The 12,785-nt window shown below is 70.7% G+C and carries 10 protein-coding genes; 1 reads left to right on the top strand and 9 read right to left on the bottom strand.

The features are described from left to right. Window positions 1-4: 4 nt before the first annotated feature. Genes EII34_RS09060 through EII34_RS09070 form a run of 3 tightly spaced genes read right to left on the bottom strand, consistent with a single transcriptional unit; the run spans window position 5 to window position 5,637 of the window. On the bottom strand, window positions 5-3,364 hold the full coding sequence (locus tag EII34_RS09060; RefSeq protein WP_124844836.1) for an ATP-binding protein: 3,360 nt from the start codon (window positions 3,362-3,364) through the stop codon (window positions 5-7). Continuing rightward, on the bottom strand, window positions 3,357-4,145 hold the full coding sequence (locus EII34_RS09065; RefSeq protein ID WP_124844837.1) for a DUF4194 domain-containing protein: 789 nt from the start codon (window positions 4,143-4,145) through the stop codon (window positions 3,357-3,359). Before EII34_RS09065 ends, EII34_RS09060 begins: the two co-directional genes overlap by 8 nt. Continuing rightward, a complete protein-coding gene (locus tag EII34_RS09070; RefSeq protein WP_185711262.1) occupies window positions 4,138-5,637 on the bottom strand; it encodes a DUF3375 domain-containing protein in 1,500 nt (499 codons plus the stop codon). Before EII34_RS09070 ends, EII34_RS09065 begins: the two co-directional genes overlap by 8 nt. A 29-nt stretch (window positions 5,638-5,666) precedes the next feature. On the opposite strand from EII34_RS09070, the gene EII34_RS09075 reads away from it, so the two are divergent. Further along, window positions 5,667-5,852, top strand: coding sequence for a hypothetical protein (locus tag EII34_RS09075; protein ID WP_124844839.1), 186 nt, complete (start codon window positions 5,667-5,669; stop codon window positions 5,850-5,852). A 36-nt stretch (window positions 5,853-5,888) separates the two neighbouring features. Here EII34_RS09075 and EII34_RS09080 read toward each other — a convergent pair whose 3' ends face one another. The 6 genes from EII34_RS09080 to EII34_RS09105 all read right to left on the bottom strand — a co-directional run bounded on the left by EII34_RS09080 (window position 5,889) and on the right by EII34_RS09105 (window position 12,737). Next, on the bottom strand, window positions 5,889-6,788 hold the full coding sequence (locus EII34_RS09080) for a carbohydrate ABC transporter permease (protein WP_124844840.1): 900 nt from the start codon (window positions 6,786-6,788) through the stop codon (window positions 5,889-5,891). Continuing rightward, complete coding sequence (locus EII34_RS09085) at window positions 6,785-7,690, bottom strand: carbohydrate ABC transporter permease (RefSeq protein WP_124844841.1); 906 nt, start codon at window positions 7,688-7,690, stop codon at window positions 6,785-6,787. Before EII34_RS09085 ends, EII34_RS09080 begins: the two co-directional genes overlap by 4 nt. Before the next feature lie 79 nt (window positions 7,691-7,769). Further along, window positions 7,770-9,161 (bottom strand): ABC transporter substrate-binding protein, encoded by a 1,392-nt coding sequence (locus tag EII34_RS09090; RefSeq protein WP_185711263.1) that lies wholly within the window; start codon window positions 9,159-9,161, stop codon window positions 7,770-7,772. 48 nt (window positions 9,162-9,209) lie between these two features. Further along, the gene (locus tag EII34_RS09095) at window positions 9,210-10,856 is read right to left on the bottom strand and encodes a beta-N-acetylhexosaminidase (protein ID WP_124844843.1); all 1,647 of its coding nucleotides are present in this window, start codon (window positions 10,854-10,856) and stop codon (window positions 9,210-9,212) included. Between the two features lie 45 nt (window positions 10,857-10,901). Continuing rightward, a complete protein-coding gene (locus tag EII34_RS09100) occupies window positions 10,902-11,819 on the bottom strand; it encodes a hypothetical protein (protein ID WP_124844844.1) in 918 nt (305 codons plus the stop codon). A 126-nt stretch (window positions 11,820-11,945) separates the two neighbouring features. Then, window positions 11,946-12,737, bottom strand: coding sequence for an IclR family transcriptional regulator (locus EII34_RS09105; protein ID WP_124844845.1), 792 nt, complete (start codon window positions 12,735-12,737; stop codon window positions 11,946-11,948). Window positions 12,738-12,785: the final 48 nt, after the last annotated feature.

Genomic DNA, 12,785 nt, shown 5'->3' on the forward strand with positions numbered 1-12,785 from the left:
CCCCTCACGACTCCGTGATCTGGACCTGCTCCTCCTCGATCTCCTGCAACGGCTGGACGTAGGAGTAGCCCGTGGCGTCGTTCTTCGTCACCGCCAGGATCAGGTCGCAGTGCGGCTCCAGGGCCGTCACCTTGTCCAGCGGCGCCCCGATGATGAGCTGGAACCCCAGGCCCCGCCACGCCCTCACCGCCCGGAACGCGAACTCCCCGTCGGCCTTGATGAACCCCTCGTCCAGCAGCACCGGGGCGAACCTCGGCTTCGTGCGGGTCTCGTCCCCCAGCTGGTAGCGCAACGCGGCACCCACGATGAACGAGACCAGCTCCTGGCTCTCACCCCCGCTCTTGCCACCCAGCGACGCGTAGGTGCTGAGCACCCGGCCCTCGGCGTCCACCTTGCTCGCCGTCACCTCGATGTGACGACGCACGTCCAGCAGGTCGTCACGCGCCGACGAACCGTCGACCTCCGCCAGCGACGTCACGAAGGACCGCAACCGCGCGAAACGCTCATCGGTCTGCTCGTCGTCCCAGTCACCACCCACGGTTGACGACAGCTGACGCAGCTCACGCCGGAACACCGTCAACGCCTGCGGGTGCAGCTGCCGCACCGTGATCCGCAACCGGTCGCCACCGGCCCCGAAGGGCAGGTCCTGCAGGATGTCGTTGACCGGGTCCAGCCGGTCCTGGATGTCCTCCAACGCCTCCTCGAAGGCATCACCCAGCAACTTCAGGTCGTTGCCGCTCCACTGCTGGAAGTACTGCCTGAACACCTCACGGCGCTCCGACAGGCCGTGATGGATGATCCCCTCCAGGATCTCCGCGTACTCCGGGTGGGCCGCCACACCCGTGCCACGGTTCGGATCGGGCCAGCGATCGTTGAACCGCTCGAAGATCCCCTCCAGCTGCGCCCGGAGCGCCTCCGCCCGGTCCTGCTCCGTCGCGGCCTCCGTCCGCAACCGCCTCGCCAGCTCCCGCGTCGCGTCACGGAACCCCTGCCACGTCACCTCGGGACGCACCTCGGCCAGCGTCGCATCCAGCTGCGCCTCGTCGTCGGCGGGCAGCTCCACCACCCCGGCCGCCTCGAGCGCGTCACGTTCATCCACGACGGCGTCCTGCCGCTCCACGATCTCCCCGTGCTCGGCCCGGAACCCCTCCGCCAGGAGCCTCGCCTGGTGGTACTCGGCACGCAGTTCCTCCCGCCTGGCCTCCAGCGCGTCCAGGCTGGCCTTCAGCTCCGTCAGGACGTCCGAGTTCTCCACCAACGCGTCACGGCGGGCCTCCAGCCCCGACAGGGCATCCTGCACCGCCACCACGTCGATGCTTGCCCAGGTGGTGGTCACCACGCCTCGATGGGCGACCTCCTGGCGACGCAGCATCGTCTCACGCTCCTGCAGCTGCGTCAGCTCCTCCGCCAGCCGGGTGCGCCTCAGCACCAGCACCCGCAGCTCCTCCTGCAGCTCCGCCACCCGGGCGGCACTGCTGAACCCCAGCACCGGCCGCTGGTTCCGGTTCACGCCGTGCGCACCCCGTCGTCCCGCCGAGGTCTGCCCCTGGATCGTGACCTTCGGCTCGTCCCCGCCCAGCTGCTCGGGGGAGTCGACGCACAGGTGGTCGAACCCCGGGCGCGAGACCCTGGCCTGCACCCACCCGGCGAACGGCGACCCGGTGCGGAACCGCAGCCGCCCCGACAGGTACCGCTCGTCGACCTCGTCGCTGAGCGGCAGCCCCGGCTCCACCCCCTCGAAGCTGATGCGACGCCCGAGCTCCAGCGAGTCGATCCGCTGCCGCACCTCGGCCTGCCGACGCTGATCCATCAGCATCGTGAGCCCCACCCCGCGCAGCGTCGCCTCGGCGGCACCCCGCCACTGCTCGAACTCCGGCTTCAGGTCCATCAGCTCCGCGACGAAGGGCAGCTCCTCCGGACCCATCCCGCACGCCTCGGCGATCAGGGTGCGGGCCCGGTCGTGCTCCATCGGCACCAGGCCGTCGCGCCGCCCCAGGGACTCGACCTCCTGGCCCAGCCGCTCGATCTCCGCGTCCAGCGCCGGCCGGCTCTCCACCAGCCGGTCCCGGTCCGCCGTCACCTCCCCGCGCAGCTCCTCCACCTCGCCCAGGAAGGTGTGGGCCTGCTGCTGCAGCCGCCCGAAGCCCTGCTCGTCGAGGTCGTCGACGGCGAGCACCTCGATGCGGGCCAGGAACTCCTCGCGCTCCCGGGTCACCCGCGACAACTCGGCCCTGCGACGTTCGATGTCGGCCGCCAGCACCTCCAGCGCCCCGCCACCGTTGTCCCGCAGCTGCCGCTCGACCTCCCGGACCTCCTTGTCGGCCTCGGCCAGGGCCTCCCGGGCGGCGTCGACGGTGGCGGCGGCGTCACGCCGCTGCTGCCGGTTGTGGTCCTCGGCGGTGCGCAGCAACCGCTCCTCGGCCCGCAGCTGCCACAGCTGGAACGGGGTCGAGCCGGATCGGGTGACCCCGTAGCGGTCGAGCCGCTCCACCCGGCCGCGGGCCCGCAGGTACTCGACGTGGAGGCCGGGGACGGGATCCAGGATGCGACGCTTCTCCGCGTCGGTCTCCAGGTCCCGGTACGACTGGTCGAGGCTCGCGAACTGCTCCAGCACCCGCTCGGCCGCATCGTAGGTGCGGGGACGTTCCAGCACGAGCTCCTTGTACAGCCGGTCCACCGTCTTGACCTGGTGTCCGGCCTGGATGCGGGCCAGCAGCCTCAGTGCCCGCTCCCCCTCACCGCTGGAGCCGATGCCGAGCCGCGAGGTGACGGCGTCGAAGAACCGGGTGAGGGTGTCGTGGTGGATGATGGCGGGGAAGTGGGTGCGCATCACCCGCGGGTCGAAGCGGTGGGGGGCGACGTGCTCCAGCTCCGAGAGGTCGAGGTCCCCGGGGATGGTGAACAGCTTCATCGCGACCTCCGAGGTGTGGGTCGCACCGACGGGGACGTAGTAGGTCCGAAGGGGGGTGAAGCGACGCCCCAGGTCGTCCTGGAAGGTCATCGCGAGCGCCCCCCACACGGCCGTGTCGTCGCCGCGCAGCACCTGGTCGGTGCCGTCGTCGGCGGTGTCGCGTTTGCCCTTGAGGTAGGTCAGCACGTTGCGCTGGCTGGCGTCGCGGGCCCGCCCCACCGTCGCATTGTTGGAGGCCCCGTTGAACGGCACCGACGACGGCATCATCAGTGCGGTGTAGGCGTCCAGCAGCGTGCTCTTCCCGGTGCCGGAACCACCGGAGATCAAGGTGGTGCCCTCGGCGAGGTCGATGCGTTTGTACCCGTGGAAGCCACCCCAGTTGACCACCTGCATGCAGCGGGCCCGCCACTGCTGGGTCTCGTCGGCGAACCCGGGCAGCGAGACCTCACTCATCGTCGTCCTCCTCGTCCTCGTCACCGGCCTGCTCGGCGGCACGGGCCGCGGCCAACCGGGCCTCCTGCTCGGGGGTGAGCTCGATCAGCGACGGTTCGGGCTCCACCTCCGGTTCCGGCTGGTTCTCCTGCTGCAGCCAGGCCAGCAGCTCCTTGAGCCTGCCGAGCGGCAGCAGCGTCTCGATGACGGGGGAGATGACGAGCCGGTCCTCCTCGTCGGTGCGTTCCAGGATGCCGACGGCACGCAGGTTCTCGACGGCGTTGCGGGCCCGTGACTCGTCGCCGTAGACATCCGTGGCGGTGGCGGGACGGTAGCGGGCGACGGCGTCGAGGCACTCCTGCCGATCCACCACCACCGCCTCGGTGCCGTGCTCGTTCAGGTGACGCTGCCTCAGGTGGACCATGAGCACGGTCTCCTCGCGGCTGTAGGAGGTGTCACGCAGCAGCGCCGGGAAGCGTCGCGGCACGGTGGAGCGCACCTGCACCTTGTGGGCCACGCCGCGTTCCGCGTCCATCACCAGGTCCAGGAAGAGGTCGTTGAGGCGGCTGCGGATGACGCGACGGTGCCGCAGCAGGGTCTCCCAGGCGCGGGGGTGCTTGTGTCGGGTGAGCAGTGGGTTGCGGATCAGCCCGACCAGGCACTGCCGCACCTCCAGCGGCAGCTCCCCGTCGTCGCCCTCGAAGAGGGACAGACCGGGGTCGCGGTCGTCGTCCTCGATGGCCTCCGGGTCGATGAACCCGTCGTCGACGGGGACCTCGTGGCGGTCGTCGGGTTCAGCCATGGGTGCCTCCCTTCACGGTGGTCAGCTCGTCGGGGCTGGGTCTCAGGTGCGGCAGACGCAGGTCGCGGGCGGTGCCGTCGGGGCGGATCGCGGTGACGGGATCCGTCTCGTCGCTCTCCCCCTGCCACAGGTCGAGGCGGGTGAGGACCTGGAGCAGGCCGAGGAGTTCGACGGGGCGGCGCAGCTCCTCGGGGAGCCTGTTGAAGGCCTCACCGAGGCTGGTGACGTCGGCATCGGCGAGGACCTGGCGCAGGGCGGCCTGCACCTCACCGAGCAGGGGACCACCGAATCTGCGGACCTCGTCCAGCGACGGTGGTGGCGGGGCGGTGCCGGTGACGTCCTCGAGGGCGGCCGGGGGCTGGTCGTCGGCGGGGTCGTGGAAGCGCGTGCGCAGGTGCTCGGTCTCGATCCGGCTGGGCAGCCACGGCATCGGCACGTGGTCGCGGGGGCGGGCGTCGCCCATCCAGGTGGCGAGCTCCTGGTCGAGCTGGCGCAGCACCCGGCCGAGTTCGCGGTTGTGGCGGGAGTCGAGGGTGGTCAGGTGGTCGGCGAGGGCCCGTGAGGCCTTGTGCTGGCGTTCCTGGACGGTGCGCAACCCGGTGCGCAGGATCGAGGTGGCGGCGAGGAACTCCTTGCGTTCCCGCCGGGTCAGGCCGATGCGTTCGGCGAAGGGGTGGTCGACGATGGCGCGGAGGTTGGCGCGGAAGGTGGCCAGCAGGTCCTCGTCGCTGAGGATCGCCAACGCCCCCTCGAAGGCCCGGCCCTGCTCGGTGCCGGCGGTCAGCTCACGGCTGGCGGCGAGGTACTCGTCGAGGATCTCACCGCGGGGGCGTTCGTCGTCCCGGAAGGCCTGGATCATGTCGCGGTGGATGCGCTCGATCTCCTCCTCCAGGCGACGGAAGTCGCCGGGCAGCTGGGAGAGCAGGTTGCGGACGTTGAGGTAGCCGCTCAGCACCTCGTCGTCGGTGGCGGTGCGCAGCTCCCCACCGGCGGCCAGGCGGGCGTGCTCGGCGCTCAGCCGGGCGATCTCGTCCTCCAGGGCCGCGATGCGGGCCTCACGGTCGGGGTTGGCGTCCAAGGCGGTGCGGTTCACGGCCTCGACGATGGTGGTGAGGCGGGACTCGCTGATCAACGCCCGTTCACGGGACATCTCGTCGAGGACCCGCTGGGCGGCGAGGGTGGCGGAGGTCAGCTCGTAGACCTCCCCGCCGTCGTCGTCCGGGAGTCGGCGCAGCCAGCCCTCCCGCATCCAGGAGCGGCACAGGCCCTGGCCCTGGGCGCCGGGCGGGAGTTCGTGGCCGAGGCTGGCGAGCTCCTGCAGGTGGGCGTCGACCTGCGAGTGGAGCCGGTCCGCGCGCACCGAGGTGGTGTGCTGCGGGAAGCACTGCGCGAACACGGCCATGGCGAGCCAGGACCACTTGTGGGTCACGAGTCTCAGCGTCGGGCCCTCGCCCACCTCCTTGAGCCTGGCCACCTCCGTCGCGATGCTCACTCCACCCCTCCTCTGCTCAGCACCCACAGATGGTACAGAGGATCACCGAGGATCGAGCCTCCGCCATGGTCGAGGCCCTCATCGGGCGCGACGCGGACCATGACCTGGTGGAGGACCTGGCCGAAGCCCTTGCGGCACCACTGTGGACCTGCGACTCGACACTGGCGGCCGAGGGACATCGGGCCACGGTGCGGCTCGCCCCGATCAGTCGATGACGTCGATGGACCCGTCGCGGCGGCCCGACCGGGCCGTCACCCCTTGAGGGCCCCTGCCTGTCCGGCCCCGTGCAGGAACTGCTTCTGGAAGACGACGAACAGCACCACCGGGATGACGACGGCGATGAACATGCCCGCCATCAGCAGACTCGTCTCCGCGATCTCCTCCAGCCGGGGCAGGGCGACCGAGAGGGGCTGCTTCTCCGCCCTGGGGAGCACCAGCAACGGCCACAGGAAGTCCTTCCAGGCGAAGATCACCGTCAGCAGGGACACCACCCCGATGATCGGTCTCGACATCGGCAGCACGATCATGAGGAACACCCGGAACGGACCGGCCCCGTCGATCTCCGCCGCCTCCATCACCTCACGCGGCAACGAGTCGAAGAACCGTTTCAGCACCAGCACGTTGAAGGCGTTCGCCGAGTGCGGCAACCACACCGCCCAGAACGTGTTGAGCAGGTTCACGTGCAGCAGCGGCACGTCGAGGACGGTGAGGTAGAGCGCCACCAGCGAGACCGCCCCGGGGATGAACAGGGTCGCCAGCACGGCCCCGCTGAGGATGCCGGCGTACCACGGCCTCAGCACGGAGATCACGTAGGCGCCGGTGAGTGCCACCAGCAGGCTGAGGAACCAGCTGCCGAGCATCACCCACACGGTGTTCATCAGGTACAGGTCGATGTGGATCGTGGTCCACGCCCGTGAGAGGTTCTCCCAGGCGATCCCGCTCGGCCACCACCCGAAGGGGTCACGCAGGATGTCCTGGGTCGTGGACACCGCCGACTTCGCGAGCCACAGCAGCGGTCCTCCGGAGACGAGCACCAGGACGGTGAGCACGACGGCGGAGGAGATCCGCATCGTCCACCGCACCGCGGGGCGTCTGCGGTCGAGCCGGGAGACGATGCCCCGCTCCTCGATCCGGGTCCTGGGTCGTCTCATGAGTCCGTGCTCCATCGTCGGGTCGCCACCAGGTAGACCCCGGACAGCAGGCACAGCGCGCCCGCGAGCATCAGGCTCAGGGCGGCGGCCTTACCGAAGTCCCCGCTGACGAAGGCGTACTGGTAGATGAGCATCATGATGGTGGTCGTGCTGCGGTTGGGGCCGCCACTGGTCATGATGAACGGTTCGGTGAACACCTGGAAGGCCCCGATGACCTGGAGCAGCAGCAGGATCAGCACGACGCCCCGCAGCTGCGGCAGGGTGAAGTGCCACACCCGACGCAGCACCCCCGCCCCGTCGACCTCCGCGGCCTCGTAGACCTCGACGTTGACCCCCCTGAGGGCCGCCAGGTAGATCACCGTCGCCGTGCCGAAGCCCGCCCACACGCTCTGCACCACGATGCTCGGCATCGCCGTCGTGGTCGTCTGCAGCCACGGCACCGGGCTGAGACCGAGCCACCCCAGCACGGTGTTGAACAGGCCGGTCGTGCCCGGGTCGTAGAACTCCTTCCACAGCAGGACCGTGACCACGGGCGGCAGGATCACCGGCAGGTAGGCCAGGGCGGAGGCCAGCCCCCGGGAGCGACGCAGCTCCGAGATGAAGGTGGCCAGGATCAGGGGCAGCGGTCCCCCGATGACCAGGCTGAGCACCATGAACCAGACCGTCTTCGCCACCGCCGTCGACAGGTGCGGATCCGCGAGCACCCGCTCGAAGTTCCGGCCACCCACCCAGCGGGCGACGTTGACGAAGTTCGTGGTCTGGAAGGCCATCACCCCGGTGCGCAGGATCGGCCACCAGGCGAACAGCCCGAAGACCAGGATCGTCGGCAGCGCGAGCACCAGTGTGCTGACGCGCTCCCCGTGACTGCGACGTCGCAGCCGTGATGACGGTGTGGGAATCATCGTGCCCCCTCCCTTGGCTGGAATTCGATGGCCTGCCCGGTGCCCTCGGGGTGATGCCGAGGGCACCGGGAGGTGTGGGTCACTCCTGCGAGGCCAGCAGCGCGTCGAGATTCGTCGCGGCCTGCTCGAGCGCGGCGGGGGCGTCGAAGTCCCGGTCGGTGAACACGCCCTGCACGATCGTGTCGAGCTCGACGTAGACGTCCCCGGCCCCCCGGGCCGGTTCCGCGACCACCGGGAGGGTCTCGAAGCTCGCCAGGTAGTCCTTGAACCGTTCCCGGTCGACGGTGATGTACTCGGCCACCCACTCCAGGTACTTCGCGTGGCGCTGCTCATCCACGGGCGGCACCGTCGGGGCCCCGACCGACAGCCCGTCCTCGGTGCGTGCCCTCGCCGCCGCGACGGCCCGTTCCTGCGAGATGTAGGGGCTCAGCCGGTTGAACTCCACCCATTTGATCCCGGCCGCGATCTCGTTGGGGGTGGCCTTCGGGCTGATCACCGCGATCGCCCCGCCACCGAGGGTGCCGAGACCGCCCGGCGCCTGGGGCAGGGGCGCGATCCCGAAGTCGTCGCCGTTGAACCCGCGTTCGTCGACCGTCTGGTTGTAGGCGTCCCCCGCGCCGAGGAACATCCCGACGCGTCCGGCGGCGAACTCGTTGCGCACGTCAGGACCCTCCAGCAGGAAGTTGCTGCCCGCCGCGTCGGCCTCCCACCGGATCCTGCGCAGCAGGTCCAGGGACTTCGTCATCGCCTCGGTGTCGAGGGTCATGGTGGCCCTGGTGCCGTCGAAGTCCTGGATGGTGCCGCCGAAGGAGTAGTTGAGTGCGGTGAGCATCCACCCGCCGTTGCGTCCGGCGGTGGGCATCACGAACCCGGGGACCCCGGTCTTCTCGGTGATGGTGCGGGCGGTCTCGACGACCTCGTCCCAGGTCGTCGGCGGGGAGTCCGGGTCGAGCCCGGCCTGCTCGAACACCGCGCGGTTGTAGACCAGTCCGATCGTGTACATGTTCCAGGGGATCGCCCAGGTGCGACCCTCGGCGTCGACGCCCTGCTTCCTCAGCACGGGGTTGAGCTCGGAGATCACCTCGCTGTCCGCGACGTGGTCGGTGATGTCGGCGACCTGTTTCTGCTCGACGATGCGCTGCACCTCGGTGAAGGGGACCTCCAGCACCGTCGGCATCGTGCCCCCGGCGAGCATCGCGTTGAAGGTGGCGGGTTTGTAGGTGGTCTCCTCTGGTGTGACGGTGATGTTGGGGTTCGCCTCCTGGAAGGCCTCGATGGTCCTCATGAACTCGGCGCGTTGGGCGGCCTGGGCCTCCGGCGGCATGTTGCCGACGGTGATGGTCACCGCTGCGCTCGGGTCGGGTGCCCCGCCGTCCTGGGGGTCGGTGTCCGGGGATCCGGAGCAGCTCGCGGTGAGCACCATGGCGAGGGCCGCCAGGGTTGCGCACCTGGTTCTCAGATGTGTCCTCATCGTCATCACTCCTTGTCGATGTGGTCGTGGTGGTTGGTCGGTGGTCGGTCAGTGGTGTGCGGAGCGTGCCTGCTGGGCGGCCTCGAAGGGATTCTCCGGGCCGCCCGGTCGGCGGTGTCGGTCGGGTTTGCGGTGGGCGCCGGTGCCGCCCTGCTGCCAGGGGTGGGGCCCGTGGAGGGGGCGGTACTCGACCCCCATGGCGTCGAGGCGTTCGAGGTGGTGTGGGAGTCCGGCCCGGAATCGCGCCCAGTCCTTGACCTCCGGTGCGGACCACGCCACCTCGGCGAGGGCGCACAGCCGGGGCAGCAGCATGTACTCGAGCCGCCTGGTCGTGGTGACGCACTCGGTCCACAGCTGGGCCTGGGTGCCCAGCACCCGGTGCGTGGCACCGTCGGGGATCCCCTCGAGCGGGTCGAAGCGGTGGACCTGCTCCACCGTCGTGAGTCCGCCGATGGCTGCGGCCTCGGTGTCCAGGGTGCTCGGGTAGTAGTCGAGGTAGGTGTGCTCCTGGGGGCTCAGCACCACCTCCATGCCCTGGGCGACGATCCGGGCCGCGGTGCCCGCGCGTCGCCACACCTGGACCAGGGCACCGTCGACGGGGCCCTGGTCGGCGATCTCGTCCCAGCCGACCAGTCGTCGTCCCCGGGAGCGGAGCCACTCGGCCATGTGGCGGGTGAACCAGGGCTGGAGGGCCGTGGCATCGGTGATCCCCCGTCGTGCCGCCTGCGCCATGACCCGTGGGTCGTCGGCCCACGGCGCCGTGGGGCACTCGTCGCCGCCGAGGTGGATCTCGGGCGAGTCGAAGATCTCCAGCATCTCCTCCAGCACCGCCTCGACGGCTCGGAGGCAGTCCTTCGAGAGGTCGATGACGTTGCGGGTGGGCTCGAAGGTGGTCGCGGGGAGTTCCTGACCGGTCCCGGAGGCCGCGAAGCGTGGGAAGGCGGCGAGGAAGGCACCGGCGTGGGCGGGGAACGCGATCTCCGGCACCACCACGACGCCTCGGTCGCGGGCGTGGCGGACGAGGGCCCGCAGCTGTGAGCGGCGGTAGTGGCCGCCGTGCGGGGTGCCGTCCCCGGTGGTGGCGAACAGCCCCCTGGTCTGGCTCCGGCAGCCGCCGATGCGGTGCAGCCGGGGGAACAGCTCGCTCTCGACCCGCCACCCCTGGTCGTCGCTGAGGTGCAGGTGGAGTCGGTTGAGCTTGTGCGCGGCGAGCACCTCGACGAGGGTGAACAGTTCCCGGATCGGGACGAAGTGCCGCACCACGTCGACCATGAGGCCGCGCCAGACGAACCGGGGGGAGTCCTCGACGAGGACTCCCGGCAGGGTGAGGGGGTCCCCGACGGGGGCCGGGCCGCTGGCGCTTGCGGGCAGGAGCTGCCGCAGGGTCTGTCCGGCCCAGTTGAGTCCCGCCGGATCGGCTGCGGTGACGAGGATCCCGGTCCCGTCGATCCGGAGCCGATATCCCTCGGCCGGTGTCGTGTCGTCGGTGACGACCCGGATGGCCCCTCCCTCCTGCCGCGGCAGGGGGAGCCCGGTCCCCGGGGTCAGGATGCGTCGCAGGATCGCCGTCTGCTCGGGGGTGGCGTCGACGGCGGTGTCGGGGGTGGGCGTGAAGGTGCCCGGGAGCGTGACGCACCGTCGGGGGGCCGGGATGACCGGGTTCACCCGCACCTCGCCTCTGATCGCTGGATTCACGATGTGACTCCTTCATCCATGTCTGGGGCCTGCCGGGGCGGCCGGTCAGTTCCCGACGCGGGTCATCGCCAGGGCGAGACGGCGACGGGCCAGGACCGGGCCGCCTCCCGGCCACCGAAGGGTGATCTCGAGTGTTCCCTCCTGGGGCACCGGGAGCAGGACCCGGTCCGGCTCGGGGGCGTGGACCAGACTGCGGGTCTGCACGAGGAACCGGTACCGGGTGTCGTCGATCCGGGTGGCGACGGCCTGCTGGAAGTCGCCTGAGCGGTTGGCGGTGTACCCGCCGCGCGCCTCGAGCGGTGGCACCACCGGACGGCCCAGCCCCCGGTCGTGCCGGGCCCCGACATCGGGCAGGACCGGCCCCGTGCGCAGGTAGTCCGTGGTGTACAGCCGCACCACCTCGCCGTTGACCAGGAGTTTCGAGTCGCGGGTCACGGTGCCGTTCCAGGCACCCAGCTCCTCGACGGAGGCCCTGGAACCGGTGCATCCCGGTCCGGGCGGCGCACCGGTGGGCCAGGGTTCGACGGCGAACAGCTGGAACCCGTCGGGCACGGCCCAGCCGGTTCTCCCCGGCGGGAGGGCGCGGGAGGTGCCCGAGACGGTGGCGTGGACCTCGAGCGCCGGCGACGACTGCCGGGGGAGGTCCACGGTGAGGGCGTACCCGGCGCCGCAGGCCCCGCCGGGGCGGAAGACGGACTCGTTGACCACCGAGTCGCCGTGGGCCCCGCGGTGCCGTCCCCCCTCCCAGCCGGTGATGGTCCCGGCGTCGGTCACGACGAGCTCCGGGCAGCTCACCTCGATGTCGTGCTCCGCGACGGCCGGGGCCCAGGCCTGCGCCGCCGGGGTCCCGAGCCAGGTGGCGGCGATCACCACCGGGGTGGCTGCCGCACCGTGCAGCACCGCCCTCCGGGTGACGGCGGTGTCGTGTCTCCGGGATCGTGATGTTGGCTTCGTTGCATCCATCGCAGTACCTCCGCATGCGTGACGCACATCATGTAGGTCTGTCATCCATAATACAGATGATTGACCTATCCGCAAGCGGCTCCGGGGAATCGTCGCGACCAGCGGTCACAGGGCCGCCGCCCGGGGTCAGGCGTGCGTCAGGTACCCCATCCGCACACAGATGCGATCGGCGCGTTCGATCAACAGGCTGCTCAGCTCCTGCTCCCGTTCCCCGAGTCGCATCGCCGAGACCGGACCCGAGATCGAGATCGCCCCCGCGACGGTGCCGCTGCGGTCCCGGACCGGCACCGCGATGCAGGCCCTGCGCAACGCGAGTTCCTCCCGCTCCGTGGCGTAGCCCTGCTCCGCGATCCGTCCCAGCTCCACGACGAGGTCGTCGAGCGTGGTGATCGTGGCCGCGGTGAAACGCTCGAGCCGCGTCCCGAGCAGGTCGGCCAGCTCCTCCCGGTCCTTCTCGTGGAGCAGCACCTTGCCGAGCGCCGTCGCGTGCAGCGGGCCACCGCGCCCGATCAGGGTGGAGTCGCGGGGCTGGTCCCTGCCCTCGAAGTTGCACAGGTAGAACAACCGCGAACCGTGCGCCTGGGCGACGTTGACCCCCAGCCCGGTCTCCGCGGCGAGTTCCTGCGCGATCTGGCGCGCGTGGAGGTGGAGCGGGTTCTGGTTCAACGCGACGGCGGCCAGCGTGACCACCTGGGGTCCGAGACCGTAGGCCCCGCTGCGGGCGTCGTGCGCCAGGTAGCCCAGCTGCACCAGGGCGTTGGCCATGCGGGAGACCGTGGACTGACCGAGGCCCGTCTCGGCGACCAGGTCGGCGATGCGTCGCTGCGGGTCCTTCGCGGTGAAGGCGGACAGCAACGTCAGGGCACGATCGATGCTCTGGGCGCCCTGCATCCGTTCACGCTCTGCTGGCTTGGGCATGTGGGATCTCACTCCTTCAACGAGGCGACCCTCCCCCCGAGGTCGGGT

It is taken from the genome of Arachnia propionica, assembly GCF_003859805.1.
In the GTDB taxonomy this organism is placed as follows: Bacteria; Actinomycetota; Actinomycetes; order Propionibacteriales; family Propionibacteriaceae; genus Arachnia; species Arachnia propionica_C.